Here is a 16,959-nt window from a genome sequence, read left to right on the forward strand (position 1 = left end):
CGATCCGAGCTTCTGTGACGCGCTACAGCGTTCATAACCCATGCTTTCTTTCGTTGGATGAAAGTATTGGGTTCTATGGCGGCTGTACGCGGGAGATCTTCGGATCTGCCGGGTTTCACAGATAACCGGTTCGCCAACCTGCGTACAGCTGCCACCCTTTTTTGTTTGGCGACGAGAGCGGGTGGTTCAAATCCTTATCTGTGAGGTTTTCAATGGATCAATACAAACCGTTTCAAACCAACCCCACCAGCGTCCCAGTCCTGGCCTTCAATACCTTCGCGCCCTCCCATCTGCTCCACGAAACGGCCCGCAGTGGCATCCGCATTGGCACTGAACTGCTGGAAGCCCTGACCGCCAAGACGGACAGCCAGAACCTCCATCACCTTGTCACCGCAGCCCTCGTTTCCCTGCGCGACGGCCTGGACATGATGGGCGAAATCCAGCGTCGCCTGGACGGCCAGGCCGAACCGCAGGTTTGAAGCCGACACTGATCTAAATGTGGGAGCGGGCTTGCTCGCGAATACGGAGTATCAGCCAACACATCGGGCGACTGACCCACCGCCTTCGCGAGCAAGCCCGCTCCCACACACGCACTGCCCACATTCACCCTGCGGTGTTGCAGCAATCCCTCAGTCCGCTTAACTACCACCACCCATCCGCAAATTTGTTTCAAAACTTGACGGCCCCGGCGTCATCCACCATATTGATAGTTAGCAAACTAACTGTATGCGAACATTCCAGTGCCTCAATCCCTCGAACAACTCCAGATGAACCTCAGCAGCAGCATGGTGGTGGGCGCCCGTAATTGGCGCAAAATCTGCCAGACCACGCTGGTGAGCTACGGTATTTCCGAAGCCTGCGCGGTGCCGTTGCTGATGATCGGCCGCCTGGGCGACGGTGTGCATCAGGTCAAGGTGGCCCAGGCTTCCGGTATGGAAAGCCCGTCGCTGGTGCGCCTGCTCGACCAGTTGTGCAACGGCGGCTACGTGTGCCGTACCGAAGACATCCACGACCGTCGCGCCAAGGCGCTGAGCCTCACCGAGCGCGGCCGTGAGCTGGTGCAAGCGGTGGAAGTGCAACTAGTGCGCCTGCGCAAGGAGGTCTTGGCGGACATTCCGTCTACCGATATGGAGGCCGCGTTGCGAGTGCTGCGGGCCTTTGAGGCGGCCACGCTTTGAACGGATTTTTTACCGGTTTTCCACCCGCCCGAGACTGGTTCTACGGCGTGCGTACTTTCGCCGCCTCGATGATCGCGCTGTACATCGCCATGTTGATGCAAATGCCGCGTCCGTATTGGGCGATGGCCACGGTGTATATCGTCTCCAGCCCGTTTGTCGGCCCCACCAGTTCCAAGGCGTTGTACCGCGCTATCGGTACGTTTATGGGCGCGGCGGCGGCGGTGTTTTTTGTGCCGATGTTTGTGCAGTCGCCGTATCTGTTGGTGGTGGTGATTGCCTTGTGGACGGGCACCTTGTTGTTCCTCTCCATGCACCTGCGCACGGCCAACAATTACGCACTGATGTTGGCTGGCTACACCTTGCCGCTCATCGCCTTGCCGGTGGTGGATAACCCCTTGGCGGTATGGGATGTGGCCGAGGCGCGTACCGAAGAAATCTTCCTCGGTATTGCCGTTGCCGCAGTGGTCGGCGCGATGTTCTGGCCGCGTCGCTTGATGCCGGTATTCGACGGCTCGGTAGCCAAGTGGTTTGCCGATGCCCAGGTCTACAGCCAACGTTTTCTCAGTCGCAACGTATCGCCCGAAGAAGTCAGCACGTTGCGCGGCGGCATGGTCGCCACCTTTAACACCCTGGAATTGATGATCGGCCAACTGCCCCACGAAGGCGCGCGGCCCCAGACGGTACGCAACACCAAGGAACTGCGCGGGCGCATGATCCACCTGCTGCCGGTGGTGGAAGAACTCGACGATGCGCTGTACGCCGTCGAACAGCGTGCGCCGCAGTTTATGGAAAAGCTCACGCCGCTGCTGGACGCGACCAACCAATGGCTGGAAAGCAGCCAAAAAGACGCCTCGCTTGAAAGCTGGCGCGCCCTGCGGGACCAGGTCGATGCCCTGCAGCCCACAGGCGAGGCACTGGATGACCGTCACACCCTGCTGTTCTCCAACGCACTGTACCGCCTGGCCGAATGGATCGACCTGTGGCAAGACTGCCGCAGCCTGCAAGCGGCCATCGAATGCGAAAGCCAGGACACCTGGCGCGCCGTCTACCGTCACTGGCGCCTGGGCCGGCTCACGCCGTTCCTCGACCGTGGCTTGATGTTCTACTCGGCGTTTTCCACCGTCACCGCGATCATCGTCGCCTCGGTGCTGTGGATCTTGCTGGGCTGGACCGACGGCGGTAGCGCGGTGATCCTGGCCGCCGTGGCCTGCAGCTTCTTTGCCTCGATGGACGACCCGGCGCCGCAGATCTACCGGTTCTTTTTCTGGACGGCGATGTCGGTGTTGTTCGCCAGCCTCTATCTATTCCTCGTGCTGCCCAACCTGCACGATTTCCCGATGCTGGTGCTGGCGTTTGCCGTGCCGTTTATCTGCATCGGTACGCTTACGGTGCAGCCGCGTTTCTACCTGGGCATGTTGCTGACGCTGGTGAACACCTCGTCATTCATCAGCATCCAGGGGGCGTATGACGCCGACTTCCTCAACTTCGCCAACGTCAACCTGGCGGGGCCCGTGGGCCTGTTGTTCGCATTTGTATGGACGCTGATCGCACGGCCCTTCGGCGCCGAACTGGCGGCCAAGCGCCTGACCCGTTTCAGCTGGCGCGACATCGTCGGCATGACCGAGCCTGCGACCCTCGCCGAACACCGGCACATGGCCGCGCAGATGCTCGACCGCCTGATGCAGCACCTGCCGCGCCTGGCCCTCACCAACCAAGACACCGGCATTGCCCTGCGCGATTTGCGTGTGGCGCTGAACCTGCTCGACCTGCTGGCCTACTCGCCGCGCATCCTTGGTGTGCCACGGGTGTTGCTCAACCAAGTGGTCGAAGGCGTGGGCGGTTATTTCAAGGCGTGCCTGAAGGCCGGTGAACGCTTGCCGGCGCCCAGCGGTCTGCTGATGACCCTGGACCGCACGCGCCGCGCCCTCAACGGCCAGGGCCTGCAAGACGAAGACGACACCCGCGTGCACCTGTTGCACGCGCTGGCCGGCCTGCGCCTGGCGTTGTTGCCGGGGGTGGAATTCATTGGCGGCACCGAGATGGAAGCGCCGCTACCCGATGGAGCGCCTTTATGATCGGTGATCTGGATATCAGCGGGGTGTTCCTGCCCACGCTGTTGGTGCTGATGGGCATTACGTACCTGTTGTTTCTGGTGGTGCACGGGTTGTTGACGCGCCTCCACTTCTATCGCCTGGTCTGGCACCGGGCATTGTTCAATGTGGGGCTCTACGCGCTGTTACTGGGCGCCGTGGACTCACTCAGTCGATACCTGATGACATGAAAAAACCTTTTTTGACCATCGGCCGTGTAGTCCTGACGTTGTTGATCGTGAGTTTTGCGGTCGTCGTTGTATGGCGCATGGTCATGTACTACATGTTTGCGCCCTGGACCCGTGACGGGCATATCCGTGCCGATATCGTGCAAATCGCCCCGGATGTGTCCGGGCTGATCCAGCGGGTGGACGTGCGCGACAACCAGTTGGTGACCAAGGGCCAGGTGCTGTTTGCCGTGGACCAGGACCGCTTCAAGCTGGCGCTGCGCCAAGCCCAGGCCGCCGTGGCCGACCGCCAGGAAACCCTGGCCCAGGCCAGCCGCGAGTACAAGCGTAACCGTGGCCTGGGCAACCTGGTGCCCAGCGAGCAACTGGAAGAAAGCCAGTCTCGCGTGGCCCGTGCCCAATCGGCCCTCGCCGAAGCGCAGGTAACGGTGGACTCGGCCCAACTCAACCTCGACCGCTCGGTGATCCGCAGCCCGGTGGACGGCTACGTCAACGACCGAGCGCCGCGCACCCAGGAATTCGTCACCGCCGGGCGCCCAGTGTTGTCGGTGGTGGACAGCAATTCCTTCCACATCGATGGCTATTTCGAAGAGACCAAGCTCGACGGCATCCACGTCGGCATGGGCGTGGATATCCGCGTGATCGGCGACAACGCCCGCCTGCACGGGCATGTGCAGAGCATCGTCGCCGGTATCGAAGACCGTGACCGCACCAGCGGCTCCAACCTGCTGCCCAACGTCAACCCGGCGTTCAGCTGGGTGCGCTTGGCCCAGCGGATTCCGGTGCGCATCGCGTTTGACGATGTGCCGGCGGACTTCCGCATGATCGCCGGACGTACGGCCACCGTGTCGATCATTGCCGACAAGGTGAAAGACGGAGACAAACCATGAAGCAACTGCTGGCCACCGCTGCGCTGGGGTTGTTGCTGTCGGCCTGCCAAATGGTGGGGCCCGATTACACGCTGCCGGACCAGGCCGCCGTCAAGCGCGGCGACCTGCAAGGCCAGCTGGCAGGCGAGGGCAACAACGTGGTGTCGGCGCCGGTGCCGGCGGATTGGTGGAAGCTCTACAACGACCCGCGCCTGGATGAACTGGTGCGCCAGGCCATGGCCTCCAACACCGACCTGCGGGTGGCCGCTGCCAACCTGCAGCGCTCGCGTTATCAGGTGCAACAGGCTGAATCTGCTGGCGGTTGGAACGCCGGAGTGAAGGCCGAAGCCCAGCGTCTGCAAGAGTCCGGCGAAGCGTTTTTGCTCGAAGATAAAGTGCCAGTGGCCAATATTGGCAGCGTCGGCATCAGCACCTCGTACCAGTTCGACCTGTGGGGCACCTTGCAGCGCGGCATCGAGAGCGCCCAGGCCAGCGCCGACGCCGCCCAAGCCGCTGCCGATATCGCCCGTATCACCCTGGTGGCGGATGTAGTGCGTTCCTACACCCAGGTGTGCGCAGCCAACGAAGAACTGGCGATTGCCAACGAGTCCCTGGCGCTGCAAGCCCAAAGCACCACGCTCACCCAACGCCTGCGCGATGCCGGGCGTGGCGATGAGACCCAGGTGACGCGCTCGCAAACCCAATACAAATCCTTGCGCGCCGACATGCCGCGCTACGAAGCGGCGCGCCAGGCCGGGTTGTTCCGCCTGTCGATGTTGTTGGCCAAGCCGGTGGACCAACTGCCGACGGGCACCGGCACGTGTGCCGAGCTACCGCACATTGCCAAGTTGTTGCCGGTGGGCGACGGCGCCGCGCTGCTCAAGCGCCGCCCTGATGTGCGTCAGGCTGAGCGCCAATTGGCGGCCGCCACCGCCCGCATTGGCGTGGCCATCGGCGCGTTGTACCCAGATATCAGCATCGGCGCCACCGTGGGCACCGTCGGTATCCTCGATGACCTGGGCACCGCGCCGACCAACCGCTGGGGCTTTGGCCCGCTGATCAGCTGGTCGGTCCCGACCAACGGCGCGCGTGCCCGCATCCACGAAGCGGAAGCCGCCACCCAGGGCGCCCTGGCGCACTTCGATGGGGTGGTGCTCAACGCTATCCGCGAAACCCAGACGGGCCTGGCGCAGTACACCGCGCAACTGCAACGCCGCGATGCCCTGGACGAAGCCGGCGAGTCAGCCAAGGAAGCGGCAGACCAGACCCATCGCTTCTTCCAGGCCGGCCGCGCGTCGTTCCTGGCCGACCTGCAAGCCACCCGCACTTACACCGATGTTCGGGCGCAACTGGCGGCGGCCAACACCCAGGTTGCCATGAGCCAGATCGATCTGTTCCTGGCCCTGGGCGGCGGTTGGGAAAGCGGACGAACGCAAGCGGCGCCAGCCAGCAAACCCTGAGCGAATAGCTATGCTTTGACAGGCAGGCCGCCGTGAAGGCCTGCCTGACACTGCTCGCGTTTGCTCATGGGGATTCCAATAATGAAAAACCCTTATGCTCCCGCTTTCTGGTGCGTGTTCTTCGCACTGGTGCTGTTATCGGCCGCCTACTTCTATGGCGTGATGCTCGCCCACCAAATCGACAAGGCCATGGTGTTTCTCGACAGTGCCTGCCTGGTGATCGGCACCCTGTCCATTGGCGTGGTTGCCTGGGCCTCCTACCAAAACCACCGGGTCAAACGAAAACTCCTCGAACAGGGTAAGACCCGCGTGGCGATCTGGGACACCAAGGTCGCCCTGCGCCGCGTCGAGACCGTGTTCGACCGCTATTTCTGGGGCAGCTACTGGCAGCCGGGGCGTACCTTCCAGGAAGTCATGGGCGAACTCACCGGCACGCCCCTGGAAAAAAGCCTCGACGCCCTGAAAAAACAGTGCGTCGCCCTGGACCAGCAAGTGGCTGACGGTAGGCATTGGCTCAATAACGCGCGGGAACTGTCTGACGTTGCCACGCAAATGGCCCGTGAGCGTTACCAACTGGACTTCTGCGACCCCAAGGCCGACACCCCGAGCAACGCGGTGATACACCGCGAGTTTGAGGTGCTGGTGTACACCTGGACGGCGCGTTTGAAGAGTTTTGATCACCAACTCGATGAGATCGACTTGGAGTATTCCTGAACCTGCGGGTGAACCAACCGCACGCCTGACCCCTCTGAAAAGCTGGGCCGTTCGCGGCCGCCAGTGCTAATCTTCCCCCGTTTTCGGCGGGCTTGAGCCAACCCACACGGGTTCAAGGAAGACAGCCCACTTCTCATAGGATTTGATCAGGTCACTTCATGAATAAGCCAGCAGTTGTTCTTTTGGGTTTCGTTGTCGCCGTTGGCGTCGTCAGTGCAGGCGGCGCCTGGTACACCGGCAAGCAGTTGGAGCCGGTGTTGCAAACGGCGGTGCAGGACGCCAACAAGGAACTGCAACGCTCCATGGCCGGTGTCGATGGCACCCTGAACCTTGAGCTGGTGTCCCTGGACCGTGGCCTGTTCAGCAGCACTGCGCGCTATCGCCTCAAGGGCCAGGGCTCGTTCTTTGGTGAACAGAACCCGAACCCGGAACTGCTGTTTGTCGACCACATCGAACACGGCCCGTTGCCGTTCTCGCGTCTGGTCTCGCTCAAGTGGCTGCCGGTCATGGCCACCAGTCACTACACGTTGGAAAAGAACGCCACCACCGAAAAATGGTTCGCCGCCGCCAAGGACGTGTCGCCGCTCAAGGGCGTGGCCAATATTGGCTATAACCGCTCGGTCAGCGGCAACCTTGAATTCCTGCCCCTGGAGTACAAGGACGGCACGTCCTCGGCGAGCTTCTCCGGCGCCAACCTGGACTTCGACAGCACTGCCGAAGGCAAGAAGGTCAAGGTCAACACCTATACGAACAGCTTCAAGCTGTCGGTCATCGACGCTAACGGCGCGCCGTTCGACATAGAACTGGCCGGCCTGACCGTGGCCAGCAACTTGGAAAAATCCACTTTCGGCTTCTACACCGGGCAGAACACCGTTGAGCTGACCGACACCAAGGTCACCTTCGGCACGCAAAAGTCCGTGCTGACCCTCAAGGGCTTCGAGCAGAAAGACACCAGCGAAATCAAGGACAACAACCTGGCTGGCCGTGTCGACTACAAGATCGACGAGATCGGTTACCAGGGCAAAGCCGTGGGCTCGGCCGCCATGGGCCTGAGTGTCAAGAACATCGACGTGCCGTCGGGCCTGCTGCTGACCAAGCTGTACCAGGACAAGATGCAGCCGGTCCAAGCCGCTGCCGCCGCTGGCCAACCGGTGCCGGAGCTGCAACTGACCGAGGCCGAGCAAACCCTGGCTGAAGCCAACGTCAACCAGTTGCTGGCGGCCAAGCCGCAAGTGGCCCTGGAAAACCTGTCGCTCAAAACCACCCACGGCGAAAGCAAGTTCAACCTGATCGTGGACCTGGCCAAGCCATCGTCCATGGAGTTGCCGCCGGTTGAGCTGGCCAAGCAGATGATTACGCTGCTGGACGCCAACCTGACCTTGTCCAAGCCGATGATCGCCGACGTTTCCGCCCTGCAGGCGCAGATCGGTGGCCTCACCGACCCTAAAGCCATCGAGCAGCAATCCCAGATGGCGGCCGAGATGGTCAGCGGCATGGCGGTCGGCACTCAGTTGGCGACCCTGGTGGGTACTGATGTGGTGTCCAAGCTGCATTACGCCAACAATGAAGTGACCTTTAACGGCCAGAAGATGACCGTTGAGCAATTCATTGGGTTTGTCATGTCCAAGATCGGTGGTGTGGGCCGCGCGCAGTAAAGGTTTCGTCACCGCCCAGAAATAAATAATGGGGGAGTGGAGTTGCCCGCGATAAGGGTCAAACAATCGACATTCGCGTCGACGGTTACCCGGTTATCGCAGGCAAGTCCGCTCCCCCGTTCATTTTTCAGATTTGCGGCCAATTCTGAACAATTGTTCTGAATTCTCCTTTTTGATACATGGCTCGGGGATAGTTCCTACAGGAAAGCTAGGTCGGGTCACTAGACGCCGACACCCTGATGCAAATTGCTCAGGACCACCTATCGTTACAGCTTTCCGTGTGTAAGGAAGCTCACGATATGCTGCGAAACCTACCATTAAGTGCCTCAGGCCGGTTGCGACTGCTCATCGGTGCCGCCTTGTGCAGCCAGTTGCTGATGCCCGCCTTCGCCATGGCCGACCCGGCCTATGACGCGCTGATTATTCAGGCGCGCAATGGCAATTTCACTCCCGCCCTGACCCAACTTCGCCAACTGCCTGCCGAGCGCCAAACCCCTGGCCAGATCAGTGACCACTTGGTGATCGCCGGCTGGGCTGGGCAGGACGCCGAAGTGTTGAAGGTGTACGAGGCCCAGGGCAAGAATCGCAACTTGACGACCCAGGCACTGGCTACGGTGGCACGTACGTATCGCAACCAGAAGCAGTGGGCACAGGCCTCGGCGGTGTATCGCCAGGCGCTGTTGCGTGAACCGAACAATATCGACCTGCAACTGGGCCAGGCCCTGACCGAGGCCGATGGCGGCCAGGCCAACGATGCCGTGAAGCGCACCCGTGCGTTGGTGGCAGCCAAGCCCGATGATCCCAACCGCCGCATGGCCCTAGGCTACGCACTGACCCGCGCCGGCTTGAACTACGACGCCCTGTTTGAATTCGACCAGGCCTTTACCCGTGCCGGCGACAAGCCGGACGTTGCCCGCGAATACATCGTCGCCCTGCAAAAGGCGCGCTTGCCGGAACCCGCGTTGCGCCTGTCAGCCAAGCGCCCTGGCCTGCTGGACCCCATCACCCAGCGCCGCCTGGAAGGGGACCTCGCCGCCGAGCGCGTGCGCATGGCCGAGTTCGCCACCCGTTCCGAAAAAGAACGCTATGTGGTGGCCGACCGCGCCCTGGCCGACTACGACAAACTGCTCGCCCGCTGGACCCCAGACGCCACCGCCCACGACGACGTGGTGCGCTGGCGCATCGACCGCCTTGGCGCGTTGAAGGCACGGGCGCGCACCGCTGACGTGATCCGCGAATACGAAACCCTCAAGGACGAAGGTGTGCAACTGCCCACCTACGCCGTGCGCTGGGTGGCCGCCTCTTACCTCGACCAGCGCCAGCCGGAAAAGGCCGAGCCGTTGTATCGCCAGGCGTTGAGCGCTCCAGACGCAGAGCCTGATGACCGGGTCGAGGACACCACCGCGTTGTTCTACGCCCTGCAAGAAAGCAACAAGGGCGAAGACGCCAGCGAGGTTGCCAAAGGCCTGGCCAGCAGCCAAAAGCCTCGGGTCGAACTCAAGGGCTTGCCCATTGGCAACCCCAACGACGCCTGGATGGACGCGCAACAACTGTCGGCCCAGGCCGGTGTGTACGGTGGCGACCTGCCGGGCAGCGAAGCCGGCCTGGAAGCCTTGGTGGCCAAGGCCCCAGGCAATGTCGGCCTGCGCCTGGCCCAGGCGGATATGTACCGCGCCCGCGACCTGCCACGCCGCGCCGAAGGCGTACTCAAGGAAACCGAAGCCCAGGCCCCACGCGATATCGGCCTGGAAGTGAGCCAAGCCTACACCGCGATGGACCTGCAGGAATGGCGTCAACTCGACCTACTCACCGATGACGTGCTCGCCCGCAACCCGGATAACCGCCAGGTGCAGCGCCTCAGCCGCCTGCGGGATGTGCACGATATGGCCGAGCTGCGGGTCGAAGCCTACACCGGCAAAAGCTTCGGTGGCGGCAACGACAACGAGGCCGGCGCAGTGGCCGGTAACCGTGACTGGGGTATTGAAAGCCGCATTTACACGCCACCCATCGACGAAGACTGGCGCCTGTTCGCCGGTGCCGGCTATGCCCGCGCCGATTTCGAAGAGGGCACCGGCCAGCACCGTTGGCAGACGGTGGGGGTAGAGCGGCGCACCCGCGATATGACGCTGGAAGCCGAAGTCTCCAACCACTCCTACGGCGATGGCACCAAGCAAGGTGCTGCGGTGTCGATTGCCCGCGATATCAACGACAACTGGCAATACGGCGGCAGCCTGGGCTACCTCCTGTCCACCACGCCACTGCGGGCGTTGAACGCCGGCATCACGGCCAACGGCGGCAGCGGTTTTATCCGCTGGCGCGCCAACGAAAGCCGCGAGTGGAAACTGACCCTCAGCCCCTCCCACTTCAGCGACGGCAACGACCGCTTCGAAGCGTTGCTCAGCGGCCGCGAAGGCCTCTACAGCTCGTCGCGGGTGCAGGTGGACCTGGGTCTGGAAGTGGGCGCCAGCCGCAACAGCAAGGAAGACACGATCTACTTCAACCCGAAGTCGGACTTCACCGTGTTGCCCGTCCTCAACATCAACCATGTGCTCTATCACCGCTACGAGACTCAGTGGAGTCAGCAGTTCCAGGTCGGTGCGGGTACCTATAGCCAGCAGGATTATTCCACCGGCGGCATCGGCCTGGTGGGTTATGGCCAGCGCTATCGCTGGAATGACGTGCTGGAAGCCGGCGCCAACCTGAGCCTGATCAGCCGACCTTATGACGGCGATCGCGAACGCGATCTGCGTCTGCTCGTCGACCTCACTTACCGTTTCTAGAAGAGCCTGACCATGACCGTCCTCAGCCGTTGTTTGTTGATCCTGGGCGTTATGCTGGCCAGTGCCTGTGCCCAGCAACCCGCGCCATTTACTCCACCCGCCGAGCGGCCTGTTCCGGCCAACGAAGTGCCGTGGCCGAAGAACCATTTCCTGGGCATTGCCTACCACGACGTCGAGGACCGCGACCCCGACCAGGCCGTGGTGGCAGTGCGTACCGAGCGTTTGATCGAACAATTGGCCTGGCTGCGTGAGAACGGCTACCAGGCGGTCAGCGTCGACCAGATCCTAGCCGCACGCCGGGGTGGGCCGCCGCTGCCGCCCAAAGCCATCATGCTCAGCTTCGATGACGGTTACTCCAGCTTCTACACCCGCGTGATGCCGATTCTGCGCGCTTATAACTGGCATGCCGTGCTGGCGCCGGTCGGCTACTGGATCGATACGCCGCTGGACAAGCCGGTGGATTTTGCCGGCGCGCCACGCCCACGGGGTGAATTCCTGACCTGGCAGCAGATCCGCGAAGTGTCCCAGTCCGGCCTGGTGGAAATCGCTGCCCACACCGACGCCAGTCACACCGGGATCCTGGCCAACCCCCAAGGCAACCTGGAGCCGGCGGCGGCCTCGCTGCGTTATGACCCGGCCACCGGGCGCTATGAAACCGACGCGCAGTTCCAGGCACGGATGCGTGCGGACGTCACGGCGATCTCCAACAAGATCCAGAAAGTGACCGGCAAAAAACCACGGGTCTGGGTGTGGCCATACGGTGCAGCCAAAGGCACCACCTTGTCGATTGTCGAAGAGCAGGGCTACCAGATGGCCCTGACTCTGGAGGACGGCCTCGACAACCTCGGCGACCTGAGAAACAGCCCGCGCTTCCTGGTGGCGTCCGACCCGGATGGCGAGCACTTCGCCAACAGTATGGTCGCGGTGCAAACCCCGGCACCGATGCGGGTGCTGCATGTGGACCTGGACAACGTCTATGACCCGGACGCCGCCCAACAGGCGCGCAACCTCGACCAGTTGGTACAGCGCGTGGTGGACATGGGCGCGGGCACGGTATTCCTGCAAGCCTTCGCCGACCCCAAGGGTGACGGCCTGGTGCACTCGGTGTACTTCCCCAACCGCCACTTGCCGGTGCGCGAAGACCTGTTCAACCGCGTCGCCTGGCAGTTGCACACCCGTGCCCATGCCGCTGTGTATGCGTGGATGCCGGTGCTCAGTTTCGCCCTCGATCCAAAGCTGCCGCGCGTGACGCGCTGGGACCCGAAAACCGGCCAGGTCGGCCTCGACCCGGATCAATACAAGCGCCTGTCGCCGTTTGACCCGCAAGTGCGCAAGATCATCGGCGAGATCTATGAGGACCTGGCGCGCAACAGTGCTATCGATGGCGTGCTGTATCACGACGATGCGGTGTTCAACGATTTCGAAGACGCCAGCCCGGCAGCGCTCAAGGCCTACGCCGCCAATGGCTTGCCCGGCAGCATCGAAGCGTTGCGTGCGGACCCGGCGGTGATGCAGCGCTGGACCCGTTTCAAAAGCCGCTACCTGATCGACTTCACCAACGAGTTGACCGCCAAGGTCCGTGCCATTGCCGGGCCCCAGCTGCTGACCGCGCGCAATATCTTCGCCGAGCCGATGCTCAACCCGCAAAGCGAAGCCTGGTTTGCGCAGAACCTCGATGACTTCCTCCAGACCTACGACTGGACCGCACCCATGGCCATGCCATTGATGGAAGGGCAGGAGTACAAGACCTCCAACGCCTGGCTGGAAAAACTGGTGGCCACGGTCAAGGCACGCCCCGGCGCGCTGCAAAAAACCGTGTTTGAACTGCAAGCCAAAGACTGGCGCACCAAAGAGGCCCCCGATATCAACGGCAAGCAAATGGCCGAATGGATGGGTGTGCTCAAACGCCAGGGGGTCACGAGCTTTGGCTACTACCCGGATAACTTCCTGGAAAACTCCCCGGACTTGAAGACAGTGCGTCCGGCCCTTTCCAACCAATGGAACCCTTGACCATGTTCGATAGAATCCTGGCTTTATTCGTGCTGGCATTGGTATTGGGTGTGCCCCTGGGCCTGATCTTCCTGGTCACCGGGCAGTTCCTGATGGACTTCGTGTTTTTCTACCCGCTGTTCATGTCGGCGCTGTGGATCGCTGGCGGCCTGTACTTCTGGCTGCACTGGGAGCGCCATTGGCCTTGGGAAGAGGACACCCCGGCGCCGACCCTGGCCGGCAACCCGCTGATCTCGATCATCATCCCTTGCTACAACGAAGGCGATAACGCTGCCGACACCATTCATGCGGCGTTGGACCAGGTGTACACCAACATCGAAGTGATCGCGGTCAACGACGGCTCCAAAGACAACACCGCTGCCGTTCTCGATGCCTTGGCCCTGGAACACCCACGCCTGCGGGTGCTGCACCTGGCGCAGAACCAAGGCAAGGCCGTGGCCTTGCGCATGGGTGCGGTGGCAGCGCGCAGCGAATACCTGGTGTGCATCGATGGTGATGCATTGCTGGACAAAAACGCGGCGGCCTACATGGTCGCGCCGATGCTCGACAACCCGCGTCTGGGCGCCGTTACCGGCAACCCACGCATCCGCACACGCTCGACGTTGATCGGCCGGGTGCAGGTGGGCGAGTTCTCCTCGATCATCGGTTTGATCAAGCGTACGCAACGGGTGTTCGGCCGGATCTTCACGGTGTCGGGTGTGGTGGTAGCGTTCCGTAAAAAGGCGCTGGACCGCATCGACTACTGGAGCACCGACATGATCACCGAGGACATCGATGTCAGTTGGAAGCTGCAGCTCGATCACTGGAGCATCTTCTACGAGCCCCGTGCCCTGTGCTGGATCCTGATGCCGGAAACCGTCGGCGGCCTGTGGAAACAACGCCTGCGCTGGGCCCAAGGCGGTGCCGAGGTGCTGTTCAAGAACATCCGCGGCATCTGGCAATGGCGTCACCGCTACCTGTGGCCGCTGCTGTTCGAATACTGCCTGTCCACCGGTTGGGCGTTTACCTTCTTGCTGTCGGTGATCTTTTGGGGCCTGGGTAAATTCATGGTGCTGCCACCGGCCATTGCCGTGGACTCTCTGGTACCGCCAGCGTTTACTGGCCTGGTTCTCGCGATGGTGTGCCTGGTGCAGTTTGCCGTGAGCATCCTGATCGACCGGCGCTACGAGAAGGACCTGTGGAAAACCCTGTTCTGGACCGTGTGGTACCCGATGGTGTTCTGGCTGGTCAGCCTCTTTACCACCCTGGTCAGTTTCCCCAAGGTGCTGTTCAACCAGCATCAGAAGCGTGCGCGCTGGGTCAGCCCGGATCGTGGTATCAAACCTGTTGAAGAGGAGGCGTGATCATGAAACTGGTCAGAACTCGCCAACGTTCCATCATGTGGATCATCGATGTGCTGTTGACCTTGCTGGCCTGGGCCGGGTTGGTCTGGCTGTTGGTGCGCGGAATCACCTCGATGCTGGAAACCCATGGTGGGCCGCGCATCGAGGCGCCGATCTTTGCTGCGCTCAACACCTTGCAGGTCTACATGTGGATCGCGTTGTTCAACGCCGTAATCCTCGTCAGCTGGGCACGTTACCAGCAACGTAAAGGGCGCAAGTTTGCCCAGCGCCGTGCGCAAGCCAATGCATTGAGTGACAAGAACCTGAGCGAGAGTTTCAGCTTGGGCGAAGGCGATCTTGAGCAGCTGCGCCGGCCTGGCGTGTTGGTGATCCACAACGACGAGGACGGCGGCGTGGCCGAAGTGAAGTCCCACGTCTCCCGTGATGTGGAGAAGCCGGGGCTGACGTTGGTGCCCGGCAAGGATCAAAACAAAGACGCCAGTTGATCTGGTCTGCTGTTGTCTGTGGTGAGCGGGCTTGCCCCGCGCTGGGTTGCGAAGCAGCCCCAAAAATCTTGGGAGCGCTTCGCACTCCAGCGCGGGGCAAGCCCGCTCACCACAACAAGCCCGCTCACCACCGTTTGTGATTCCATAAATGGGATCCAATTCACAAAACCCCCGCGAACTTTTCTGCATTTTCCGGTACTAACTTATCTCGGCACGAACTTGATGGCCAACTAATGGCAACTTTTAAGTTCTCCGACGAATCGCTATCAAAAGACTTGCCGCTTGTCGGAATAATATTCCAGCTGACAGGCTGCGTACCTTTTTGATAATTTTTTATTGTTATTAATCAGGTATTTACGTGAGTAGCTAGCACGAAAGTCCAACTAACTCAGTTGCTTGGGTTGTGGGAAGTTCGATGTTAGTTTGCCGCCCCTTGATTTTCGATGGATCGAACATGTCTTTGTTATTGCCACGGACTCGGTATTTTCTGTGCACTTTGCTGCTCGCTTACTTGAGCTTGAACAGTGCCGCGGCGGCCCCTACGCCGGGGGATCAAGACCTGATTCGCGACCGCCAGAACCGCCTGCTCGAAGAACAGCGTCGGCGCCTCGAAGAGCTGCAAGACCTGCCCGGCAAAGGCGCCAAGCCCCAGGCCCCTGCGGCCCCCGTGGACACCCGTTGCTTTCCCATCCAAGACATCGAGCTCAAGGGCGCCGACAGCCTGTCTGCCGCCGACCGTGCGCGCCTGCTCAAACCCTATATCGGCCAGTGCCTGGGCGTTGTGCAGCTCAATCAACTGCTCAAGGCCATCACTGATGACTACATCGACAACGGTCGCGTGACCAGCCGTGCGTACTTGCCGCAACAAGACCTGTCCAGCGGCCACCTTCAGGTGCTGGTGGTAGAGGGCAAGCTCGAAGGCTTGAAAGGCGCCGAGGGCAGCACGGTCACCGACCGCGAGTTGGCCATGGCGTTTCCCGGCAAGGTGGGCGAGGCGCTGAACCTGCGGGAAGTCGAGCAATTGGTGGATCAGCTGAGCCGTTTGCCGTCCCGTCAGGCCCAGATGGCGCTGACTCCCGGCAGCCAGATCGGCGGCAGTGAGGTGGTGGTCAAGAACGTGCCGCAAAAGCCCTGGCGCGCCAGCCTGTCGCGTAACAACGACGGCCAGAAAAGCACCGGCGAACAACAATGGGGCGCGGGCCTGGAGTGGGACAGCCCCTTGGGCCTGGCCGATCAACTGATACTGCGCGGTGGCCACGACGCCGTCAGCGACCACCAGAAAACCTCGAAAAACAGCATGTTCTACTACAACGTGCCGTGGGGCTGGTGGAACTTCAGTTACCTCTACAGCGAGAGCGATTACCGCACCTTCGGTGTGACCGACGACTTCAAATACAAGCAGAACGGTGACAACCAGACCCACCAACTGCGCGCCGAGCGGGTGATTCATCGCGACGACCTCAGCAAGACATCGGTGAACGTCGGCGTCACGCACCTGCGCACCAACAACTACATCCTGGATACGCGCACCGAAGTGAGCAGCAACCGGCTGAGTGAGTTCCAGGTGGGCATCAACCATGGCCGTCGCATCGCCAATGCGTTCGTCAACCTCGACTTGGGCATGCAGAACGGTATCGGCTTGCTGGATGCCCAAGCCCAGGACGAACGCGACCAGTACGGCAACCGCCAGGCAAATTCGCGCTACCGCAAATACACCGCCACCGTCAGCTACTTGCAGCCATTCACCCTGTGGGGTGAGTCATTCAGTTTCACCAGCCTGGCCACCGGCCAACGCAGTGAAGACATCCTGTTCAGCCCGCAACGCATGAGCCTGGGTGGCTCGGCGTCGGTGCGCGGGTTCAAGGACCAGCAACTGACAGGCGACAGCGGTGGCTACTGGCGCAATGACCTGCGCTGGGCCCGCCCGGTCACCGTGGACTGGTTGCGCCCGGCGTTTTTCGAGTACGGCGCAAGCGTCGGCTATGACCAGGGCGTGATCAGCCATGGCCGCTACAACGACGAAGTGCATGGGCGGGTATCGAGCAACTCCCTGGAGCTGTTCGCCCGCGGCAAGCACGTCAGCACCAGCGTGACCTTTGCCCACTCCCTGGAGCGCCCGGCCGTGATGAGTGAGCGCGAAGCGCCGATCTATTTCCGCATGGATTTCTACCTGTAATTCAACGCCCC

At 61.7% G+C, this 16,959-nt stretch carries 13 protein-coding genes; all 13 read left to right on the forward strand.

The genetic code is table 11. The annotated features are described in order from the left end of the window. The first annotated feature begins 212 nt into the window (after nt 1-212). The 13 genes from ACLD1Y_RS19730 (at nt 213) to ACLD1Y_RS19790 (ending at nt 16,948) form a co-directional block, all read left to right on the forward strand. The gene (locus tag ACLD1Y_RS19730; RefSeq protein WP_429479508.1) at nt 213-479 is read left to right on the forward strand and encodes a hypothetical protein; all 267 of its coding nucleotides are present in this window, start codon (nt 213-215) and stop codon (nt 477-479) included. Between the two features lie 288 nt (nt 480-767). After that, on the forward strand, nt 768-1,178 hold the full coding sequence (locus tag ACLD1Y_RS19735; protein WP_429479509.1) for a MarR family winged helix-turn-helix transcriptional regulator: 411 nt from the start codon (nt 768-770) through the stop codon (nt 1,176-1,178). Continuing rightward, entirely contained in the window at nt 1,175-3,253 is a 2,079-nt protein-coding gene (locus tag ACLD1Y_RS19740; RefSeq protein WP_429479510.1) for an FUSC family protein, read from the forward strand. Before ACLD1Y_RS19735 ends, ACLD1Y_RS19740 begins: the two co-directional genes overlap by 4 nt. Beyond that, on the forward strand, nt 3,250-3,459 hold the full coding sequence (locus ACLD1Y_RS19745; protein WP_312495841.1) for a DUF1656 domain-containing protein: 210 nt from the start codon (nt 3,250-3,252) through the stop codon (nt 3,457-3,459). Before ACLD1Y_RS19740 ends, ACLD1Y_RS19745 begins: the two co-directional genes overlap by 4 nt. Next, complete coding sequence (locus ACLD1Y_RS19750; RefSeq protein WP_429479511.1) at nt 3,456-4,346, forward strand: efflux RND transporter periplasmic adaptor subunit; 891 nt, start codon at nt 3,456-3,458, stop codon at nt 4,344-4,346. Before ACLD1Y_RS19745 ends, ACLD1Y_RS19750 begins: the two co-directional genes overlap by 4 nt. Further along, a complete protein-coding gene (locus ACLD1Y_RS19755) occupies nt 4,343-5,785 on the forward strand; it encodes an efflux transporter outer membrane subunit (RefSeq protein WP_429479512.1) in 1,443 nt (480 codons plus the stop codon). Before ACLD1Y_RS19750 ends, ACLD1Y_RS19755 begins: the two co-directional genes overlap by 4 nt. An 81-nt stretch (nt 5,786-5,866) precedes the next feature. Further along, nucleotides 5,867-6,499: an NADH:ubiquinone oxidoreductase subunit N gene (locus ACLD1Y_RS19760; RefSeq protein WP_429479513.1), complete on the forward strand. Its 633-nt coding sequence runs from the start codon at nt 5,867-5,869 to the stop codon at nt 6,497-6,499. Nucleotides 6,500-6,657: 158 nt separating this feature from the next. Then, nucleotides 6,658-8,154, forward strand: a complete 1,497-nt coding sequence (locus tag ACLD1Y_RS19765) for a YdgA family protein (RefSeq protein WP_429479514.1) — start codon at nt 6,658-6,660, stop codon at nt 8,152-8,154. A gap of 299 nt (nt 8,155-8,453) precedes the next feature. After that, nucleotides 8,454-10,934, forward strand: a complete 2,481-nt coding sequence (gene pgaA / locus ACLD1Y_RS19770; RefSeq protein ID WP_429479515.1) for a poly-beta-1,6 N-acetyl-D-glucosamine export porin PgaA — start codon at nt 8,454-8,456, stop codon at nt 10,932-10,934. A gap of 12 nt (nt 10,935-10,946) precedes the next feature. Continuing rightward, nucleotides 10,947-12,944: a poly-beta-1,6-N-acetyl-D-glucosamine N-deacetylase PgaB gene (gene pgaB / locus ACLD1Y_RS19775; protein WP_429479516.1), complete on the forward strand. Its 1,998-nt coding sequence runs from the start codon at nt 10,947-10,949 to the stop codon at nt 12,942-12,944. Nucleotides 12,945-12,946: 2 nt separating this feature from the next. Then, the gene (gene pgaC / locus ACLD1Y_RS19780; RefSeq protein ID WP_429479517.1) at nt 12,947-14,287 is read left to right on the forward strand and encodes a poly-beta-1,6-N-acetyl-D-glucosamine synthase; all 1,341 of its coding nucleotides are present in this window, start codon (nt 12,947-12,949) and stop codon (nt 14,285-14,287) included. A gap of 2 nt (nt 14,288-14,289) precedes the next feature. Then, nucleotides 14,290-14,772, forward strand: coding sequence for a poly-beta-1,6-N-acetyl-D-glucosamine biosynthesis protein PgaD (pgaD, locus tag ACLD1Y_RS19785; RefSeq protein ID WP_429479518.1), 483 nt, complete (start codon nt 14,290-14,292; stop codon nt 14,770-14,772). A gap of 454 nt (nt 14,773-15,226) precedes the next feature. After that, nucleotides 15,227-16,948, forward strand: a complete 1,722-nt coding sequence (locus ACLD1Y_RS19790; protein ID WP_429479519.1) for a ShlB/FhaC/HecB family hemolysin secretion/activation protein — start codon at nt 15,227-15,229, stop codon at nt 16,946-16,948. Nucleotides 16,949-16,959 lie beyond the last annotated feature (11 nt).

Origin of the sequence: Pseudomonas sp. 18175 (assembly GCF_050432925.1) — a bacterium.
GTDB lineage: Bacteria > Pseudomonadota > Gammaproteobacteria > Pseudomonadales > Pseudomonadaceae > Aquipseudomonas.

Excerpts from the sequence above, each read along its gene's own strand:
- ACLD1Y_RS19730 (WP_429479508.1), top strand. The coding sequence starts at position 213 with ATGGATCAATACAAACCGTTTCAAACCAACCCCACCAGCGTCCCAGTC.
- ACLD1Y_RS19735 (WP_429479509.1), top strand. The coding sequence starts at position 768 with ATGAACCTCAGCAGCAGCATGGTGGTGGGCGCCCGTAATTGGCGCAAA.
- ACLD1Y_RS19745 (WP_312495841.1), top strand. The coding sequence starts at position 3,250 with ATGATCGGTGATCTGGATATCAGCGGGGTGTTCCTGCCCACGCTGTTG.
- ACLD1Y_RS19750 (WP_429479511.1), top strand. The coding sequence starts at position 3,456 with ATGAAAAAACCTTTTTTGACCATCGGCCGTGTAGTCCTGACGTTGTTG.
- ACLD1Y_RS19755 (WP_429479512.1), top strand. The coding sequence starts at position 4,343 with ATGAAGCAACTGCTGGCCACCGCTGCGCTGGGGTTGTTGCTGTCGGCC.
- ACLD1Y_RS19760 (WP_429479513.1), top strand. The coding sequence starts at position 5,867 with ATGAAAAACCCTTATGCTCCCGCTTTCTGGTGCGTGTTCTTCGCACTG.
- ACLD1Y_RS19765 (WP_429479514.1), top strand. The coding sequence starts at position 6,658 with ATGAATAAGCCAGCAGTTGTTCTTTTGGGTTTCGTTGTCGCCGTTGGC.
- pgaA (WP_429479515.1), top strand. The coding sequence starts at position 8,454 with ATGCTGCGAAACCTACCATTAAGTGCCTCAGGCCGGTTGCGACTGCTC.
- pgaB (WP_429479516.1), top strand. The coding sequence starts at position 10,947 with ATGACCGTCCTCAGCCGTTGTTTGTTGATCCTGGGCGTTATGCTGGCC.
- pgaC (WP_429479517.1), top strand. The coding sequence starts at position 12,947 with ATGTTCGATAGAATCCTGGCTTTATTCGTGCTGGCATTGGTATTGGGT.
- pgaD (WP_429479518.1), top strand. The coding sequence starts at position 14,290 with ATGAAACTGGTCAGAACTCGCCAACGTTCCATCATGTGGATCATCGAT.
- ACLD1Y_RS19790 (WP_429479519.1), top strand. The coding sequence starts at position 15,227 with ATGTCTTTGTTATTGCCACGGACTCGGTATTTTCTGTGCACTTTGCTG.